Source organism: Saccharothrix sp. AJ9571, from assembly GCF_021725495.1.
GTDB lineage: Bacteria > Actinomycetota > Actinomycetes > Mycobacteriales > Pseudonocardiaceae > Amycolatopsis > Amycolatopsis magusensis.
This window is the reverse complement of sequence record NZ_CP091382.1, coordinates 8,883,181-8,901,228: the sequence shown is the minus strand read 5'-3', so window position 1 is coordinate 8,901,228 and position 18,048 is coordinate 8,883,181. Positions and strand designations below refer to the sequence as shown.

The 18,048-nt window shown below is 70.3% G+C and carries 16 protein-coding genes; 5 read left to right on the top strand and 11 right to left on the bottom strand.

The features are described 5' to 3' along the window. Positions 1-181: 181 nt before the first annotated feature. Positions 182-1,627, top strand: a complete 1,446-nt coding sequence (locus L3Q67_RS40255; RefSeq protein WP_499186656.1) for a GMC family oxidoreductase — start codon at positions 182-184, stop codon at positions 1,625-1,627. Here the strand turns inward: L3Q67_RS40255 and L3Q67_RS40250 are convergent. The 3 genes from L3Q67_RS40250 to L3Q67_RS40240 are packed head-to-tail and all read right to left on the bottom strand — an operon-like array spanning position 1,611 to position 4,605. Beyond that, positions 1,611-2,537 carry an alpha/beta hydrolase gene (locus tag L3Q67_RS40250; RefSeq protein ID WP_499186655.1) on the bottom strand — a complete coding sequence of 309 codons (927 nt, stop codon included), beginning with the start codon at positions 2,535-2,537 and terminating at the stop codon, positions 1,611-1,613. The genes L3Q67_RS40255 and L3Q67_RS40250 overlap by 17 nt on opposite strands. After that, entirely contained in the window at positions 2,534-3,493 is a 960-nt protein-coding gene (locus tag L3Q67_RS40245) for an aldo/keto reductase (RefSeq protein ID WP_499186654.1), read from the bottom strand. Before L3Q67_RS40245 ends, L3Q67_RS40250 begins: the two co-directional genes overlap by 4 nt. An 8-nt stretch (positions 3,494-3,501) precedes the next feature. Further along, positions 3,502-4,605 carry an MDR/zinc-dependent alcohol dehydrogenase-like family protein gene (locus L3Q67_RS40240; RefSeq protein ID WP_499186653.1) on the bottom strand — a complete coding sequence of 368 codons (1,104 nt, stop codon included), beginning with the start codon at positions 4,603-4,605 and terminating at the stop codon, positions 3,502-3,504. A 50-nt stretch (positions 4,606-4,655) separates the two neighbouring features. On the opposite strand from L3Q67_RS40240, the gene L3Q67_RS40235 reads away from it, so the two are divergent. Next, positions 4,656-5,999 carry an amidohydrolase gene (locus tag L3Q67_RS40235; RefSeq protein WP_499191755.1) on the top strand — a complete coding sequence of 448 codons (1,344 nt, stop codon included), beginning with the start codon at positions 4,656-4,658 and terminating at the stop codon, positions 5,997-5,999. On the opposite strand, the gene L3Q67_RS40230 is transcribed toward L3Q67_RS40235, so the two are convergent. Then, positions 5,916-6,638 carry an SDR family NAD(P)-dependent oxidoreductase gene (locus L3Q67_RS40230; protein ID WP_499186652.1) on the bottom strand — a complete coding sequence of 241 codons (723 nt, stop codon included), beginning with the start codon at positions 6,636-6,638 and terminating at the stop codon, positions 5,916-5,918. The genes L3Q67_RS40235 and L3Q67_RS40230 overlap by 84 nt on opposite strands. A 51-nt stretch (positions 6,639-6,689) precedes the next feature. Here L3Q67_RS40230 and L3Q67_RS40225 point away from each other — a divergent pair, with 51 nt between their 5' ends. After that, on the top strand, positions 6,690-7,604 hold the full coding sequence (locus L3Q67_RS40225; RefSeq protein ID WP_499186651.1) for an aldo/keto reductase: 915 nt from the start codon (positions 6,690-6,692) through the stop codon (positions 7,602-7,604). 43 nt (positions 7,605-7,647) lie between these two features. Here L3Q67_RS40225 and L3Q67_RS40220 read toward each other — a convergent pair whose 3' ends face one another. Genes L3Q67_RS40220 through L3Q67_RS40200 form a run of 5 tightly spaced genes read right to left on the bottom strand, consistent with a single transcriptional unit; the run spans position 7,648 to position 13,557 of the window. Next, entirely contained in the window at positions 7,648-8,361 is a 714-nt protein-coding gene (locus L3Q67_RS40220; protein WP_499186650.1) for an alpha/beta fold hydrolase, read from the bottom strand. Between the two features lie 12 nt (positions 8,362-8,373). Next, positions 8,374-9,282: an ABC transporter permease gene (locus L3Q67_RS40215; protein WP_499186649.1), complete on the bottom strand. Its 909-nt coding sequence runs from the start codon at positions 9,280-9,282 to the stop codon at positions 8,374-8,376. Beyond that, positions 9,279-10,223 (bottom strand): ABC transporter permease, encoded by a 945-nt coding sequence (locus L3Q67_RS40210; protein ID WP_499186648.1) that lies wholly within the window; start codon positions 10,221-10,223, stop codon positions 9,279-9,281. Before L3Q67_RS40210 ends, L3Q67_RS40215 begins: the two co-directional genes overlap by 4 nt. Further along, positions 10,220-11,800 carry a periplasmic substrate-binding domain-containing protein gene (locus tag L3Q67_RS40205; RefSeq protein ID WP_499186647.1) on the bottom strand — a complete coding sequence of 527 codons (1,581 nt, stop codon included), beginning with the start codon at positions 11,798-11,800 and terminating at the stop codon, positions 10,220-10,222. The genes L3Q67_RS40210 and L3Q67_RS40205 overlap by 4 nt, the downstream gene beginning before the upstream one ends. Further along, on the bottom strand, positions 11,797-13,557 hold the full coding sequence (locus L3Q67_RS40200) for an ABC transporter ATP-binding protein (protein ID WP_499186646.1): 1,761 nt from the start codon (positions 13,555-13,557) through the stop codon (positions 11,797-11,799). Before L3Q67_RS40200 ends, L3Q67_RS40205 begins: the two co-directional genes overlap by 4 nt. Before the next feature lie 236 nt (positions 13,558-13,793). Here L3Q67_RS40200 and L3Q67_RS40195 point away from each other — a divergent pair, with 236 nt between their 5' ends. Then, positions 13,794-14,780 (top strand): dimerization domain-containing protein, encoded by a 987-nt coding sequence (locus L3Q67_RS40195; RefSeq protein ID WP_499186645.1) that lies wholly within the window; start codon positions 13,794-13,796, stop codon positions 14,778-14,780. Positions 14,781-14,782: 2 nt separating this feature from the next. Beyond that, on the top strand, positions 14,783-15,703 hold the full coding sequence (locus tag L3Q67_RS40190) for an alpha/beta hydrolase (protein WP_499186644.1): 921 nt from the start codon (positions 14,783-14,785) through the stop codon (positions 15,701-15,703). Between the two features lie 80 nt (positions 15,704-15,783). Here L3Q67_RS40190 and L3Q67_RS40185 read toward each other — a convergent pair whose 3' ends face one another. Beyond that, positions 15,784-16,371, bottom strand: a complete 588-nt coding sequence (locus L3Q67_RS40185) for a TetR/AcrR family transcriptional regulator (protein WP_209665825.1) — start codon at positions 16,369-16,371, stop codon at positions 15,784-15,786. Positions 16,372-16,412: 41 nt separating this feature from the next. Then, positions 16,413-18,047: an amidohydrolase gene (locus L3Q67_RS40180; RefSeq protein ID WP_499186643.1), complete on the bottom strand. Its 1,635-nt coding sequence runs from the start codon at positions 18,045-18,047 to the stop codon at positions 16,413-16,415. Position 18,048: the final 1 nt, after the last annotated feature.

Genomic DNA, 18,048 nt, shown 5'->3' with positions numbered 1-18,048 from the left:
CTCCGAAACTTTGGCCCCGCCTCCGGCGAGGCGGGCGAGGTCGCTCTTGAGCCACCTCGACCGGGGCGTATTCGAGTATCGGGCGTCGCGCGGGCCGCGGTCTTGCCCGCCAGGGCACGCCGATTGTCGGCCAGCGAAGCGAATCCGCCGCGTCCGCCCGCCGGGTGGGAGAACTGGGGCCATGGACGTCATCGTGGTGGGTGCGGGTTCGGCCGGTTCGGTCCTCGCCAGGCGGCTGGCCGACGCGGGTGCGGAGGTGACGCTGCTCGAAGCGGGCGGCCCGGACACCAATCCGGCGATCCACGACCCGTCGCGGGCGGGGGAGCTGTGGCACGGTCCGGAGGACTGGGGCCACCACACCGTGCCCCAGCCGCACGCGGCGAACCGGCGGCTGCACCTGCCGCGCGGCAAGGTGCTCGGTGGCTCGCACGCGCTCAACGCGATGATCTGGGTGCGTGGCGCGCCGGAGGACTACGACGGCTGGGACCTGCCCGGCTGGCGGTGGCACGACGTGCGCCCGGTGTTCGAGCGGATCGAGAAGGACCTGCTGGAGATCGTGCCGAACGAGCCGCTGCACCCGATCCAGCGGTCCATTGTGGACGCGGCGGTGCAGGCCGGGCTGGAGTTCAACCCGGACTACCACGGCGAGCGGCTGGACGGGGTGTCGGTGCAGCGGATCACCGTGCGCGACGGGCGCCGGCTCAACACCTGGCTCGCCTACGCCCAGCCGGTCGCCGATCGGCTGACCGTCCACACCGGAGCGCTGGTGCACCGGTTGTCGTTCGACGGCACCCGGGTGACCGGGGTGCTCGCGGAGATCGACGGCAGGCTGGAGCGGCTGGCCGCCGATCAGGTGGTGCTGGCCGCAGGTGCGCTGGCCTCGCCCGCGATCCTGCTGCGCAGCGGGATCGGCCCGGCGGCGGAACTGGCCGCGCTCGGGATCGACGTGGTCGTGGACGCGCCGGGGGTGGGGAAGAACCTGCACGACCACCTCCTGTCCCCGGTGATCTTCGCGACCGACCGGCGGGAGGTGGAGCCGCCGAGGCCGGGGCGCTCGGTCACGCAGACGCACCTGTTCTGGCGCAGCCGCCCGGGCCTGACCGTGCCCGACACGCAGCCGATCCACTTCAGCGTGCCGATGTACGAATCGTGGATGACCGGGCCGGAGACCGGCTTCTCGCTGATGGCGGGCATGGTGTCGCCGCGCAGCCGGGGCAGCCTGCGCCTGTCCGGCCAGGATCCGGCCGACGAGCTTTTGATCGACCTGGCCGCGCTGGCCGACCCGGCCGACTTCGAAAGCCTGGTCGCCTCGGTGGAGCAGTGCCGCGAGATCGGGCGCGCTCCCGCGCTGGCCGATGAGTGGGGTGCGCGTGAGCTGTACCCGGAGCCGGGCGCGGACGTGCGGGAGTACGTGCGGCGGACCGCGATCACCTACCACCACCAGGTCGGCACCTGCCGGATGGGCACCGGCGCGCAGGCCGTGGTCGACCCTTCGCTGAAGGTGCTGGGGATCGACGGGCTGCGGGTCGCCGACGCCTCGGTGCTGCCGCGGGTGACCACCGGCAACACGAACGCGCCCGCGGTGTTGGTGGGGGAGCAGGCCGCGCGGTTCATGCTCGGCCGATAGTGCGGCGAAGCCAGGAGGACCGGGTGGCGAGCGCGGCCCGGCTGACCTCGCTGTCCGGGGCGATGCGGTCGAACCCGTGGTACGCGCCCGCCCAGACGTGCAGTTCCGTGGGCACGCCCGCCAGCCACAGGCGCCGGGCGTAGTCGACGTCCTCGTCGCGGAAGATCTCGACCGCGCCGACCTCGATGAACGCCGGAGGCAGCCCGGAAAGGTCGGTGGCGGTGGCCGGGACGGCGTAGGGCGAGCTACCGCCGTTCAGCAGCGATCGCCAGCCGAACTCGTTGCTGGCCCGGCTCCACACCCCGCGCCCGGCGAATTCCACAGTGGACGCCGAGGTGCCGCGGTCGTCGATCATCGGGCACAGCAGCAACTGCCCGGCCAGCGCGGGACCACCACGATCACGCGCGAGCAACGCGATCCCGGCGCTGAGCCCGCCACCCGCGCTTCCGCCGCCGACGACCAGCTTGGCCGGGTCGAAGCCGAGCTCGGTCGCGTTGGCGGCCATCCAGGTCAGGCCCGCGTAGCAGTCCTCGATTGGTGCGGGGTGCGGGTGTTCCGGGGCCAGCCGGTAGTCCACGGTGACCGCCACGAAGCCGAACTCTTCGATGAGCGGGATCAGCCGCGGCAGGTCGGCGAAGCGGTTGTCCACCACCATGCCGCCGCCGTGGATGTTGTAGAACCCCGGTGCGCCCGGCTCGGGAGCCCTGGGCTTGATGACCGTGACGACCACGTCCGTGCCGGGCACCTCGTGGTCCGTCCACACCAGATCCCGGTCGCCGATCGCTTCGGTGCAGGTCAGGTTCGCCTCCACCATCGCCCGGCGGACGGCGGGCAGCGACTCGGCGCTCAGCGGCGGTCCGGCGGGCAGCTCGCGCAGGGCTTCGGCCAGCTCGGGATCGAAGGCGGTCACGGGCCCTCCGGATCGACGATCCCGCGGTCCGCCCAGAACGGCTCGACCAGTTCCCGCAGTTGCTTCGCGCCCACGCGCTCGACGAGGTCGACCGCGCCGAGGTTGTCCCGCAGTTGTTCGATGCTGGTGGCGCCGAACAGGGTGGTGGTGTTCGCCGGGTGGGTGAGGGTGAAGGCCAGGCACAGCTGGGCCGGTGTGGTGCCGAGATCGCCGGCGAGCTTGCGCAGGTCTTCCGCGGAGTCGGCGATGCGCTGGCGGATGCCGCCGGGGTCGCGGCCGACCTGGCGCGCGCCGCTGTTCTTGCCCAGCAGCACCCCGCCTTCGAAGATGTCCGACGACTGCAGCGTGACCCCGAACTCGCCGAACACCTTCGCGAAGGGTTCACCGTCCGGAATGGACCGGCGGGCCACGCTGTACTTCAGCTGCGCGATGGCCGGGCCGGGCACGTTCTCGCCCTCGGCGAACTCGTGCAGGGCGCGGATCGTGGTGGCCGACCAGTTGTTCACGCCCCACTGCCGGATCAACCCGGCTTCACGAAGGCCGTCCAGGTCGAGCACGAGCTGGTGCAGGTCGGTGTCTTCGCGCCGCAGGTCGCCGAGCACCACCAGGTCCGCGTGGTCGGTTCCGGCGCGGAACAACGCGTTCTCCAGCTGGTCGCGCAGGCTCTGGGCCGGATATCCTTCCAGCCACAGCTTCGCGGACAGCAGGTAGTCCTCACGCCGGAGCCCGGCCGCGCGCACCATGGCGGAGAACAACACGTCGGTGAAGACCGGGGTGCTGCCGGGAAATCCGTAGACGGCGACGTCGAAGAGCGTGATCCCGGCATCGACAGCGGTGCGGAGCACGCTCACCGCTTCACGGAAGTCCATCCGGTCGTAGGTGTGCCAGGAGCCGAGCGAGAGCACGCCGGTGAGCGGGCCGTCGCGGCCGATGCGGCGTTGCGGGATGGCGGACATGGGTTCTCCTAGGACAGGCGGGGATCGATGACGGCCTTGAGTTCGCCGAGCTCCGCCATCGATGCGAGGCGGGCGGAGGCGCCGGACAGGCTGACGGGCGCGCTGAACAGCTCGTCCCACGGCATCCGGCCGACGAAGGTGCGGAAGAAGGCCACGGAGCGGTGGTAGTCGGCGATGTCGCCGTTGAGCGAGCCGACGACGGTGAGTTCCTTGCCCATCACCGTGCCCAGCGCGACCGGTGACGGCTCGGGGCCGGTCGACCCGACGATCGCCACGGTGCCGCGCTGGGCGGCGAACGCGACGGCCTCCTCGCCGATGCTCGGGCCGCCGGCGAAGTCGAAGACGTGGTCGGCACCGCGTCCGCCGGTGAGCTGCCGGACGCGCTCGATGCGTTCTTCTGGCGTGCCGTCGACCGGGATCGTGGCTGTCGCGCCGAAGCGTTCCGCGGTCTTGAGCCGGTCGTCCGGGCCGCCGATGGTGATCACGTCACCGGCCCCGGAAATGCGCGCGACCGCGGTGGCGAAGACCCCGAGCGCCCCCGCACCCTGGATCACGACCGTCGCACCGGGACGGATGCCGCCCGACCGCGCGACCGCCCGCAGCACGGTTTTGCCCGCGCAGCCGGACATCGAGGCCCAGGTGTCCTTCACGTCGTCGGGCAGCACGAGCTTGGCCGCGCCGGGCGTGACGTAGCAGTAGCGCACGAGTCCGCCGGTGGCGTACGGGGGCACGTCGGCGCGCTGGCGGAAGCCGTAACCACGGCTGTCGCACGCGACCGGCTCACGCAGAATCGTGCAGCCGTAACACTTTCCGCAGGTCGATTCGGACCAGCCGATGCGGTCGCCGGGCACGAGTTCCCGGCCCAGCGCGTCAGTGGTGCCGGGGCCGGTGGCCACCACTTCGCCGACCATTTCGTGGCCCAGCACCATCGGCAGCATGCCGGGGAACGTCATCCGCCCGGACCAGAGGTGCACATCGGTGCCGCACAACGTGGTGCAGGTGATCCGGACCAGTGCGGCGCCCGGTTCCGGCTCTTCCGGCAGCGGGAGTTCCCGCAGGGTCAGCGCGGATCCGTGCTCGGTGAGCACCGCGGCTTCGGTTCTGTTGGCCATCTTTTTAGTCTACGCTCGTGGAAGAAAAAGTCCAGACGCTGGAGGAAACCATGTCTTCGCCCCACATCCGTCCCGCGTCACTGGTGGTCCGCGGCGGTCCGATCCACACGTTCGACCCCGAAGGCACGGTGGTGGACGCACTCGCGGTGCGGGACGGCCGGATCGTCGCGGTCGGTGCCGACGTGGTCGCCGGACCGGACACCGAAGTGCTCGAATTGGCCGGGAGAGCCGTGCTGCCCGGCATCAACGACTCGCACCTGCACGCGACCTGGCTCGGCACGCGCTGGCCGGACACGCTCATCGGGTCCACGGGATTCGCTGGTGGCGAAGAGAAAACGGTCGAACCTCGGGCCGCGATCCTGCGGGCGGGCGAGCTGTGCGCGTCACTCGGCGTCACCAGCTACACCGAGCCGGGCCTGGGGCCGGGGGAGACCGGCTGCTTCGCGCCGGAGGTGCTCGACGAATACGCTTCTCTGGCCGCCGAAGGATTGCTGCGGTCCCGGGTGACCGTGCTGCGGTTGTTCGGCCTGCTCGATGGATTCAGTTCGCTGGCGGGCTTCCGGCGCGGCCTGGAATCGCCGGTACCGGACGCCGATCCGCGGTGGCTCAACGTGCACGGGGTGAAGATCTTCGCGGACGGCATTCCGCCGATGCGGTCCGCGTGGACGCACCACTGCTATGCCGACGGTACCCACGGTTCTCTGCTCGTCGACAGCGAAGAGGACCTCGTGGCGATGATCGAACTGGCGCACCGGGCCGGGATGGTGGTCGGTGTGCACGCCACCGGTGATCGCAGTATCGAGGCCGTGCTCGGGTCGCTCCGGCGGGGTGATCACCTCGTGCACGGCGACCTGATCACCCCGGATCAGCTGGCACGCATGGCAGCCCGGGGCATCGGCCTGACCACGCAACCCGCGATCGCGATGGCGATGAGGGCGATGGTCGCCGAGGCATTGGGTGGCGAGGTCGCGGCTCGTGCGTGGCCGCTGGCGGAGATGCTGGACTCCGGGGTGCCGCTGACGTTGAGCAGTGACGCGCCGGTGGTCACGCCGGACTGGCGGGTGCACCTGGCCGCCGCCGCGCGGTTGCTCGAAGTGTCCGGTGTGGACTCGACGCTGATGGAGCGGTTGCTGCGCTGTTACACGACCACGGCCGCCGCGCAGGACGGGGCGGCGGACTGGAAGGGCTCGCTGACGGTGGGCCGGGTCGCCGACTTCTGCGTGCTGGCGGCGAACCCGCTCGAAGTCGCCTTCGCGGAGCTGCCCGAGGTCGGCGTCGAGCTGACCGTGACCGGCGGCCGGGTCGTGTACTCAGGTGAGCAACTGCCCGCCGTCGACCTGCAGGCTCACGCCGGTGAGGTGGCCGGCCTCGGGGGAGGCGAGGAACAACACTGAGGGCACCACGTCGGCGACGGAAGCGATGGAGCCCAAGGGGATCCTCGCTTCCCACGCCGAGCGGGCCGCGGTGTCCGAGGCGAACCCGGCGGTCATCGGGGTGAGGACCGGGCCGGGCGCGACCGCGTTGACGCGGATGCCGTGGGGCGCCAGTTCCAGCGCGGCCGAGCGGGTGAGCGCGTCGACGGCGGCCTTGGTGGCTTCGTAGTGGCCGAGTCCGGGCGTCGGCTGGCGGGCGCCGATCGACGAGATGTTCACGATCGCGCCCCGGGTGCCCGCCGCGATCATGTGCGCGCCGACCGCGCGCGTCATCAGGAAGGTGCCGCGGAAGTTCACCGCGACGCAGCGGTCGAACACCTCGATGTCCAGGTCCACCAGCGGTCCGCCACCCCCGGCGAGCCCGGCGTTGTTCACCAGCACGTCGATCGGCCCGAACTCGCGGGTGATCAGCGCCAGCGCGGCGTCGACCGAGGCGGCGTCGGAGATGTCCAGGTGGACGTCCGCGGCGGTCGCGGCGGTCGCGGCGTTGACGTTGACGTCGGCGACGACCACCCGGTGGCCGTCGGAGAGGAAGGCTTCGGCGATCCCGCGGCCGATGCCACTGGCACCGCCGGTCACCACCACGGTTCTCTTGTTCATTCTACGATCGTAGACTAAAACTGGTTTCCGTTACCAGCGAAAGGAAATCTCGTGCAGCAGAAGCAGAACGGCTTGGGCTTCGCCACCTCGGTGCTCGGGCTGGGATCGTGGAACACCTGGGACCGCATGGAATTCGCCGACGTGGTGCGCCTGCTGCGGCGGGCCGTCGACGCCGGAGTCACGCTTTTCGACGTGGCGCACTACAACATGGGGCCGCACGCCGAGCAGTCACGCACCGACCTCATCTTCGGCGAGGCGATCCGGGCCGCCGGGATCGCGCGCGAGGAATATCAGCTGTGCGGAAAGCTGTGGCTCTGGGACTACCCGAACACCGGCTTCGCCGAGCAGCTCGCCACTTCGTTCGACCGGATCGGCATCGAGCGGGCGGAAGCTGTGGTGGTCGGCGACTACTTCGAACGTCCCGATGTCCCGCGAATCGTCACGGAGGTGGCCGAGCAGATCCGCCTCGGGCGGTTCGACGTGTGGGGCGTGAACAATTGGGACGCGGAGGATCTGGATCTCGCGCTGGAATTCGCCGGACGGGAGGAAATGCCGGCGCCGAGGTTCGCCCAACTCAAATACAGCGTGGCACGGCGTTCGATGGCCGAAAGCCCGCATTTCGAGACCGGAAAGCTCGCGGTGCAGGCGTCGGACGTCTTCGAGGGCGGGGTACTGCTCGGCAGGCAACCCACGCGCAAGATCGGCGCCGACCCGAATGGTATCCGTGAGGCGATCAAGGCGGCTGCCACCGACGTGGCCGCGGTGGCCGCCGAGTTCGGCGCGAGCCCGGCGCAGTTGGCGATCGCCTTCTGCCTGGCCTGCGAACCGGTGGCGAACGTCCTGTTCGGCGTGAGCAGCGCGGAGCAGTTCGACGACAACCTCGGCGCACTCCGCCTCGCCACCGAACACGGCCCAGAGGTCCGCGCCGCCCTCGACCACCTCTGCCTGGACCGCTCCGCCCCCTGAGCAGGCCGTGGGGTGCGCAGGGGTGCGCACCCCACGAGGGGGTTCAGCGGAGGAAGTCCAGGGTGGTGGTCTTGAACTCCGGGCTGCGCAGGGCGCCGCCGTGGTCGCCGGGGACGCGGATGAGGGCCGAGCCGGGCACGAGCGCGGTGAGCTGGTCGATGCCCTGGCTCACCGGGTCTTCGGTGCCCGCCACGAACCGCGTGGGCACGGAGATCACCCCGGGCGCCGGTGCGAACGGCTCCTGGCGCAACCCTTCGACGCACCGGGCGAGCGCGCCCGGGTTCCGCCCCGGCGCGGTGATCATGCGCGCGATCATCGCGGTCAGCGGATCCGACGGCGGTTTCCCGCCCCCGGCGAACGCCAGCGCGGCGTCCAGGTCGACCGCGCCGAACGGTTCCACCGGGCTCAGTCCCGCCAGCACCAGCCGTCGCACGGGTGCCTGGGCGGGTAGTTCCCAGGCGAGCCGGGCGCCCAGCGAATATCCCACGACGTCCACTTCGGGCAGGTCGCCGATCAGCCGGGTCAGTTCGGCGGTGATCGCCTTCGCGGTCGGCGGTTCGGCGGGCGCCGGGCTGGAGCCGTGACCGGGCAGATCGGGCACCAGCACCGCCCGGCCGGCGGCGGTCAGCACCGACGGCCAGCCGGTGGTGATCCAGTCGGTGTGCCCGTCGGAGGCGAAGCCGTGCACCAGCAGCACGGGCGGGCCGGAAACGGCCTCGGGGGTGAAGCGGCGCACGGCCAGGGTGGTGTCGGACACCGGATTCCTTTCTCAGCTTCGGGCGGGGCGCGTGCGCAGGCGCTGCAACTCGCTCAGCGTCCTGGCACGGGCGTCGACGGCGATCCGCAGGGACGAGCCGATGAGGTTCAGCAGGAACACGCACACCATGATCGTCACGCCCGGCACGATCACCAGCCACGGCGCGACCACCAGGTACGACCGGCCTTCGGCGATCATGTTGCCCCAGGTGGGCGTCGGGGGAGCGATGCCGAGGCCGAGGAAGCTCATCGCGCCGTCGACCAGCATCGCCGCCGCGGACAGGATGACCACCTGCACCAGTGCGAGCGGCAGCACGTTCGGGAAGACGTGCACGAGCAGGATCTTGCCCTTGCTCATCCCGGACACCCGCGCCGCGCCGATGTACGCGCGCCCGGCGATGCCGAGCACCCGGCTGCGGATGACCCGCGCGGTGAACGGGGTGAAGATGACCGTCAGCGCGATCAGCTCGGTCCAGATGCTCGCGCCGAGCGAGATGGCCAGCGCCATCGCCAGGATGATCGCCGGGAACGACATCCAGGCGTCCATCACCCGCATCAGCACCGCGTCCGCGGCCCGGAAGAAACCGCTGACCAGCCCGATCACCAGCCCGGAGAAGGCCGCGCACAGGGTGATCAACGCGGACAGCCCGAGCGAGGCCCGTCCGCCGGAGACCAGCCGGGCGAGCACGTCCCGGCCGAACGAGTCGGTGCCCAGCGGGTGCGCGGCCGAGGGCGGCAGCAGCCGGTTGACCGGATCGGTGGCGCTCACGCTGGGCAGGAAGAACGGCAGCACCACCACCGCCAGCACGATCAACGCCAGCAGTGCGCCGGAGATCACCAGCAGCCGGTTGCGCCGGAACAGCCGGGCCGCGCGGGGTGCGGTCACCGCCGGCCGCGCGGAGTCGGCCAGAACCACGCTCATGCCACACGCACCTTCGGGTCGAGCAGTGCGTACGACAGGTCGACCAGCAGGTTGACCAGCACGAACAGCACCGCGACGAACAGGGTCACGCCCTGGATCAGCGGGAAGTCGCGGGTGGACACCGCGCCCATCAGCAGGTGCCCGAGCCCCGGCACGACGAAGATGGACTCGATGATCACGATGCCGCCGACCAGCATGGCGAAGTTGCTGCCCAGCTGGGTGATCAACGGCATCAGCGCGTTGGGCAGCACGTGCTTGAGCATCACCTGCCGCTCGGACAGGCCCTTCACCCGCGCGGTGCGCAGGTACGCCAGCGGCAGTTCACCGAGCAGGCTTTCCCGCAGCGTCAGCACGAACAACGCGGTCTGCCCGATCACCAGCACGGTCAGCGGCAGCACCAGCGCCGGCACCGCGGTGGCCGGGTCGGTGAACAGGTTCTCGTAGCCGCTGGACGGGAACCAGCGCAGCACCACCGAGAACACCAGCACCAGCACCAGCGAGATCCAGAAGTCCGGCATCGCCATGCCCAGCGCGGAGAACCGGTCCAGCGCCCGCGCCACCGGGTTGCGCGGGGACACCGCCTGCCACGAGGTGATCGCCACCGAGAGGAAGAAGCTGAGCACGGTGGACAGCACGGCCAGGGTCAGCGTCGGCAGGATGTGGTCGGCGACCACCCCGAGCACCGGCGCGTGGTAGGTGATCGAGGTGCCGAAATCGCCCTGCACCACGTTGCCCGCCCAGCTCAGGTACTGCTCCCACAGCGTCCCGTTCAGCCCCATGCTCTCGCGCAGAGCGTCCACATCGGACGGACGGGCGGTGGGTCCGAGGACGGCCTGCGCCGGGTCGCCGGGGATCAGCCGGATGACGAAGAACATCATCGTGCCGACGATGACCAGGATGATCAGTAGATCGCGCAGCCTGCGCAGCAGCAGTGCGGTCATGACGCCAGCCAGGAGTTCCAGAACACCCGGTAGAAGTCGCCGTAGCCCTTCAGCTTCGGCGAGTAGGCCGCGTACAGCTTCGACTGGCTCAGCGTGATCACCGAAAGCTGCTGCCAGGTGAACGCCTGCATCTTGTCCACCACGGCCTTCGCCTGCTCCGGCGAGGTCGAGGCGTTGTACTCGGCCATCAGCGCGTCCAGTTCGGGCGAGGACGAGCCGTTCAGCGTGCCCAGCGTGAGCGCGGGCATCTGCGCCGGGGAGGTGAGCGCGGAGTCGAAGAACAGCGTGGTCAGGTCCCAGCCGCCCGGGTCCTTGGTCAGCGTGCCCAGCATGGTGGCGAAGTCGAAGGTGTCGATCTTGGTGGTGATGCCGATCTTCGACAGCTCGTCCTGGATCAGCACGGCCCACTTGCCGAACTCCGGGTACGAGTTCGTGGTGACGATGCGGATGGTCGCGCCCGCGGTGATCCCGGCTTCGGCGAGCAGCTGCCTGGCCTTCTCCGGATCGCGCTGCCGGTAGACCTCGTCGCCCGCGGTGGAGTAGAACGCCTGGTTGTCCGGGGAGGCGAAAGCGCCGGTCTCGAGGGTGAGGTCCTTGCTGCCCCCGGTGGCCGCGTTGATCGCCGGCTTGTCCAGCAGCAGGTTCAGCGCCTGGCGGGCCCGCGGGTCGGCGAAGCGGGAGCCGGGGTTGAAGTTCGGGATGACCACGTTCTCGTTGCCGCCGGGCAGGTTGTGCACCACCACGGCCGGGTTGGCGCGCAGCGTCTCGTACTGGTCGTTGGTCGGCATCGCGTGGTCCCACTGGCCGGTCTGCAGCCCGTTGACCAGCGCGTCCTGGTCGGAGACCACCTTGTAGGTCACGGTGTCGAGGTAGGCGTGCTTGGCTCCGGCCTGCCCGCCCCAGTCCTCTTCGGACCGTGACGCGTAGCCGGGGTGCCGCTCCAGCACCAGCTCACGGCCGATGTCCCAGCTCTTCAGCTTGTACGGCCCGGTGCCGATCGCCTTGTCCTGGCCGAAGCCGGTCGGTGGCGCGCCTGCGAGGTTCTTCGCCTCGTAGATCTCCGTGCCCGCACCGGCCAGTTCGTTGATCAGCGGGTAACGCGGCCGCTTGAGCCGGATGGTCACCGTCGCCGGATCGGGTGCGGTGATCGCCTCGATGTCCGGGGAGACCAGCTGCCCGGTGCGGTGGCCGCTCTGCCAGCGCTGCAGGCTGGCCACCACGTCCTCCGCGGTCAGCGGGGCGCCGTCGTGGAAGGTGACGCCCTGGCGGAGCTTGAAGTCGTAGGTGAGCCGGTCCGGGCTGGTGGTGTAGTCCTGCACCAGCATGGGCCGCGCGGTGAAGGTGCGGTCCACTTCGAACAGCTTCTCGTACAGCATGTTGCCGAGGTGCGCGGTCACCTGACCGGGATTGGCGACCATGTCGAGCGACTGCGGGTCGGTGGGCACCGCGACGTTCAGGTTGCCACCGCGCACGGGCGGGCCGTCGGCGGCGCCACCGCCCGCTGCGCCACCCATGCAGGAGCTGAGGAGCGCGGCGGTCACCACACCGAGCAGGGCCGAAGTCAGGGTTCGTCTCATGGGGTCCGCAATCCTGTGTGGGGGAGGGAGGGCAGTTCGGGGTTCGCCGCGAGCAGGCGGCGGGTGTAGTCGTGCCGCGGGCGGAGCCGGATCTCGTCCGGGTCGCCGGTCTCGATCAGCTCACCCCGGTACATCACGCCGACGCGGTCGGCGACCGACAGCACCAGGCTCAGGTTGTGCGTGATGAACAGGAAGCTCAGCGCGCGGGAGCGGCGCAGGTCCAGCAGCAGGTTCATCACCTGGCCCTGCACCGAGACGTCGAGCGCCGAAGTGGGTTCGTCGGCCACGATCAGGTCGGGTTCCGCGGCGATGGCGCGGGCGATGGACACCCGTTGCCGCTGCCCGCCCGAGAGCTGCGACGGCAGTTTCGTGGCGGTACCGGCGGGCAGGCCGACCTCGTCGAGCAGTTCGGCGACCCGCCGGTCGAGTTCGGCACCACGCAGGCCGGTCAGCTCCCGCAGTGGTTCGGCGACGATGCGCGCGGCGGTGTGCCGGGGATCGAGCGAACTCTGCGGGTCCTGGAAGATGAGCTGGGCACGGCGGCGGAACGCGCGCTCGTCGCCGTCGAGCCCGGCCGCGGTGCACCGGTGCTCGCCGAAGGTGATCGTGCCGGCGGTGGGTGGTTCGAGCGCGCTCACCAGGCGCCCGAGCGTGGTCTTGCCCGAGCCCGATTCGCCGACCAGGCCGAAGAACTCGCCGGGGGCGATGGTGAGCGAGACGTCGTTGACCGCGAGCACCTCCGGCTCACGGCTGAGCGAGAACCGGCCGCGCCCGCCGTACACTTTGGACACGTGATCGATGACGAGCGGGGTGCCGTCGCCGGTGCGTTCCGGCCGTGGCCGGGTGAGCGCCCTGGTCTCGGTGGCGGTTGCCGACCCGCCGTTCATCGCGGCTTCGAGCAGTGACTCGGAGATGGTCGGGAAACCGTCGCGCCTGCTGACCCCGAGCTGCGGGACGCAGTCGAGCAGCGCCCGGGTGTAGGGGTGTTCCGGAGCGGCGAGAATGTCCTCTTTGGACCCGAGTTCGACCAGCCTGCCGCGGTACATCACCGCGATCCGGTCGGCCACCCGCGCGGCCACGCCCATGTCGTGGGTGATGAACACGCAGGCGGTGCCGTGGTCGCGGCGCACCCGGTCGAACAGGGTGAGGATCTCCGCCTGGGTGGTCACGTCGAGCGCGGTGGTCGGCTCGTCGGCGATGAGCAGGCCCGGGTCGGCCATCAGCGCCAGCGCGATCATCACCCGCTGCTGCATGCCGCCCGACATCTGGTGCGGGTACAGCGACAGCACGCGATCGGTGTCGGTCAGCCCGACTTCGGTGAGCAGCCCGCGTGCCTTCGCCTCGGCTTCGCGGTGCAGCGGCGTGCTTTTGCGCACCGCCTGCCGTGGCAGGGATCCGGGTCTGCGGTAGGCCTCGATGAGCTGCCTGCCGACGCGCTGGCTCGGGTTCAGCGAATCCAGCGCCTCCTGGAAGATCATCCCGATCCGCGGCCCGCGGTAGGCCCGCATCTCGTCGGCGGAGAGCCGGGTCAGGTCCACACCGTCCACGGTGATTTCACCGCGGGTGCGCACCGGGGCGACGAACTCGAGCAACCGGATGATCGACAGGGCGGTCACGGTCTTGCCGCTGCCGGACTCGCCGACCACGCAGAGTGTCCGCCCCTGTTCGAGATCGAACGAGAGCTCCCGGACCAGTTCACGCTCGGTGTCGTCGGTCAGCACGCCGACGCTGAGTTCTCGTAGTTCGAGCAGGGTCATGGATTCCCCTTCCTCGTGCCCGCCGTCAGCGGAGGCGGACTGCCGGGGACACGGGCCGCCGGCGGGGGTAGTTCTACGCATGTTGACACTGGGGCGATGCGCTGTCAATGGGTATATTCTACGAACGTAGGAAGTTGATATCCGGCGGGTTTCGCCTGGTAGTCGCGGGAAATCGACACTGGATTCTTTTATCTACGGCTGTAGCCTCATCCGCGAACCAAGCGAAGGAGAACACCGTGACCGGGTCCAGAAGCACCGTCAGTCCCGATCGGATCGTGGACGTCGCCGTGGGGTACATGGCCGCCAAGCAGCTCTTCGCCGCGAGCCGGATCGGCTTGTTCGGCGCGCTCGGCGCCGGGCCGCTGACCGCCGCGGAACTGGCCGCGAAGACCGGCAGGCCGGAGTCGATCACCTGCATCCTCGGTGACTCCATGTCATCACTCGGGCTCTTGTCCCGTGTGGACGGACGATACGAGCTGACCGCCGACACCGCGGCGTACCTCGGCGGCGGCGAGCTGGACCTGTCGCCGTTCCTGACGTTCCTGGACTCGATCAGCTACGGGCACTGGCTGCAATTCGGTCGGACCGCGGACACCGGCGAGCCCGGTGAGCTGGAGATGGACGACGAGCGCTGGGGCACCTTCATGAACGGGGTGATGACCTACAACGCGCTGCACGCGAAGATGCTGGCGCGTGCGTTCGACTACTCGCCCTACGAGAACCTGCTCGACCTCGGCGGGCTGTCCAGCGCGTTCGCGGTGGAAGCCATGGGCGTCAACGAAAAGCTGCGGACGACGTTCGTGTTCGCCCCGCGCTCGGTCGAGCCGGTGACGAACGCGGTGACCGAAGCCGGGCTGGCGGACCGGGCCACCGTGGTGGGCGCGGAGACCGCCACCGCCCGGCCGGAGGGCGAGTTCGACCTGATCATGGTCAACCACGTGGTCCACCGGTTCACCGCCGAGCAGAACGCGGAAATCCTGCGCAACGCCCGCGCGGCCGCCGCGCCCGGCGCCCGCCTGCTGCTGCTCGACTTCTTCCTCGACGACGACCCGGTCCAGCGGCCGCTCGACGCGCTGCACGCGGGGGAGTACCTGGTGATCGACGGTACGATCGTCTACCCGGAGGCGGAGGTCCGCACGTGGCTGGGCAACGCGGGCTGGCGGGTGGTCGACCGGCTGTCGTTGCCGGGGAGCCCGCGGGTGCTCGTCGCGGAAGCGGTGTAGTCGTGACCCTCGATCCCGCTGTCCAGGAACTGCTCTCCCGCAGCGCACCCGCCGAGGCACCGGCCCGGCCGCCGACCGCGGCCGAACTGCGGGCCGCCTTCGCCGCATCGTGGCGGCGTCCCGAAACGGTCGAGCCGGTGGCGTCGGTCACCGACCACGAGGTGCCCGGCGGGGTGCGGGTTCGCTTGTACCTGCCCGAATCCGCCACGCCGGTCCCGGTTTTCGTGTGGATCCACGGTGGCGGGTGGACGATCGGCTCGATCGACGAGAATGAGGTCGCCTCGCGGGCGGTGTGCAACGCGGCGAAGGTGGCCGTGGTCGCGGTGGACTACCGGCTCGCGCCCGAGCACCCGTTCCCGTCGGCGCCCGAAGATTGCTACGCGGTGGTCGACTGGCTGGCTGCGGGCGGAGCCGGACCGGCGGTGGACCCGGCACGCATCGCGATCGGCGGGGAGAGCGCGGGCGGCAACCTGTCCACAGTGGTCTCGATGATGACGCGCGACCGGGGTGGCCCGGCGCTGGCCGCGCAGGTGCTGATCTGCCCGGTCTACGGCCACCCGGACGACGGTTTCGGCTCGTACACCGACTTCGCCGAGGGCTACGGCATGACCGCCGGCGCGATGCGGTTCTTCTTCGAGCAGTACGTCACGGATCCCGCGCAATTGAACGATCCGTACCTGCTTCCTTTGCGTGCCACGGACTTAACCGGATTGCCGCCCGCGCTGGTGATGACGGCTGAATACGACGTACTACGGGACGAAGGCGAGGAATTCGCCCGACGCCTCGCCGCGACCGGTACACCGGTGGAGCTGACCCGATACGCGGGCCAAATCCACGGCTTCTACGGCCTGCACACCGACCTCCCGGCCTCACCACGCTCGCACGCCGAAGCCGCCACCTACCTACGCAAGATTTTGTCCTGACCGGTGCCGTGAATGTGGCTTTCACGGCACATTCCGCCGTGAAAGCCACATTCACGGCACCTTGCCCCCACCCCGTGACATCACGGTCGGGTCAGGCGGGTGAAGAAGGATTCCAGGTGCTGGTGTTGCAGGGCCACGGTGGAGAACTCGCCGCTGACCAGGCTCATCACATTGGCCCCGGCGTTGAGCAGGACGATCTCGTCGACCAGTTGCTCGTCGGGGGTCTCGGTGACGATGTCGCCGTCCTCGCGACCCTCGGTGAGGTACCGGTGCAGCAGCCCGCGCCACTCGCGCACGTGTTCCAGGTACTTGTCGTGCAGCTTCGGGTTCGTCAGCGACAGCTGCCAGAAGGTGAGCAGCACGCGCCCGGCGGCGATGCGCTCAGCGTCGATCGGCATCGAGGAGAAGCACAGCTCCCGCAGCGCGACCAGCCCGCGCAGCTCGTCCAGTTCCACGTACGCGCGCATCATGCCGAGCGCGCGCTCGTAGGTGGCTTCGATGATGTCTTCCTTGCTGGGGAAGTACAGCTTGAGCGCACCGTTGGCGAACCCGGCCGCCGCCGCGATCTCCCGCATGGTCGCGGCCTCGATCCCGCCCCGGGTGATCAGGTCCCAGGTCACGTCGACGATGTCACTGCGCCGCTGGTCGTGGTCGATGATCTTCGGCATCGGTTCACCTCCCGCACTGGTTCGTCTACCAGTGTAGGAGATCAGCCGCGGCGGAACACCCGGTGCCCGGCGAACCACGTCTCGGTCACCTCCGTCCGGGCCAGCTCGGCCGGTGCGGTCCGGAAGGGATCGCGGTCGAGCACCAGGAAGTCGGCCGACTTGCCCGGGGTCAGCGAGCCGGTGACGGCCCCGAGCCCCATCGCGCGGGCGCTGCCGAGGGTGAACACCTCGATCGCCTCGGGCAGCGAGATCGCCTGCTCCGGCCACAGCGCCCCGGGGTGCACCCCGGCCGGGTCCCGGCGGGTGACCAGGCCCTGGATGCCCTCCCAGGCGTTCGGCGATTCGCTGACCGGCCAGTCGGAACCACCCGCTACCAGCGCACCGCTGTCCAGCAGGGACCGGTTGGGCTGCATGCGCGCGGCCCGGTCACCCGGCAGTACCGCCGCGATGGCGGCTGGGATGACGCCCGGCACCCAAAGAAACGGCGAGATGTCGGCGGAGACGTCCAGCGCGGCGAACCGCGGTAGATCGTCGGGATGCACGAACTGGCCGTGCGCCACCTGGAACCGCGCCTCGGTGTACCCCTCGGACCGCACCTTCTCGACCGCGTCCAGCGTGGCGCGCACGGAAGCGTCCCCGGTGCAGTGGACCTTGGCCGACAGCCCCGCTTCGGCCGCGGTCCGCAGCCAGCCTTCCAGCTCCTCGCCGGGCATCGTGGTGGCGCCGTGGTGGCAGCCGCCGTGCACCTCGTCCGGCAGGTACGGCTCCAGGAAGGCCGCGGTGCGGGTCGGCGGCACGCCGTCGAGGAAGATCTTCACGAAGTCGGGCCGGTGGTGCTCGGTGCGGTAACGCCCGGCGACCTCCAGCAACGGCGCGCCGATCGGGTCGAAGCCGAAGATCGGATCGTTGATCAGCAGCGAAGACACCACCCAGGCGTCCAGCTCACCGGCGTCGTCGAGCGACTTCAGCGCCCGCAGGATGTCCACGGAGACCCCGGCGTCCTGGAACGCGGTGATCCCGTACGAGTGCAGGACGCCGATCGCGTGCCGCGAAGCCGCCGCGTGCTGTTCGTCGGTGAGCTTCCTGGTCTCGCGCAACGCGTGCTCGACCAGCACACCGGCGGCTTCGAGCAGGACCCCGGTGGGTTCGCCGGTGGCCGGGTCGCGGCCGATCTCCCCGCCCGCCGGATCCGGGGTCGCGGCGGTGATCCCGGCCAGTTCCAGCGCCCGGCTGCTGACCCAGCGGTTGTGCCTGCTGTCGTCGGACAGCGTGACCGGCCGCCCGCCCGCCGCTTCGTCGAGTGCGTGGCGCGCCGCGCTGTCCGAGAGCCTCGCGACCAAAGTGGACGCCCACGCGCCGCCGATCACCCATTCGTCAGGGCCGAGCCCGGCCGCCCGTTCCCGGACCGCGGCCAGTAGCCGGTCGAAGTCCGCCTCCGTGCCCAGTTCGAGCTCGAAGAGCGCGGCCCGGCCGGCGAAGGCGTGGTGGTTGTGCACGTCGACCAGTCCGGGCAGGACGAACGCGCCGCCGAGGTCGAGCACCTCGGTCTTCGGGCCGCGCTCGACCTCCTCCAGCGAGAGCACCCGGCCGTCCTTGACCGCCAGCGCGGACGCCCACGGCCGCGCCGGGTCCACTGTGTACACCGTGGCGTTGGTGAGGATCAGGTCGGCGGCCAAG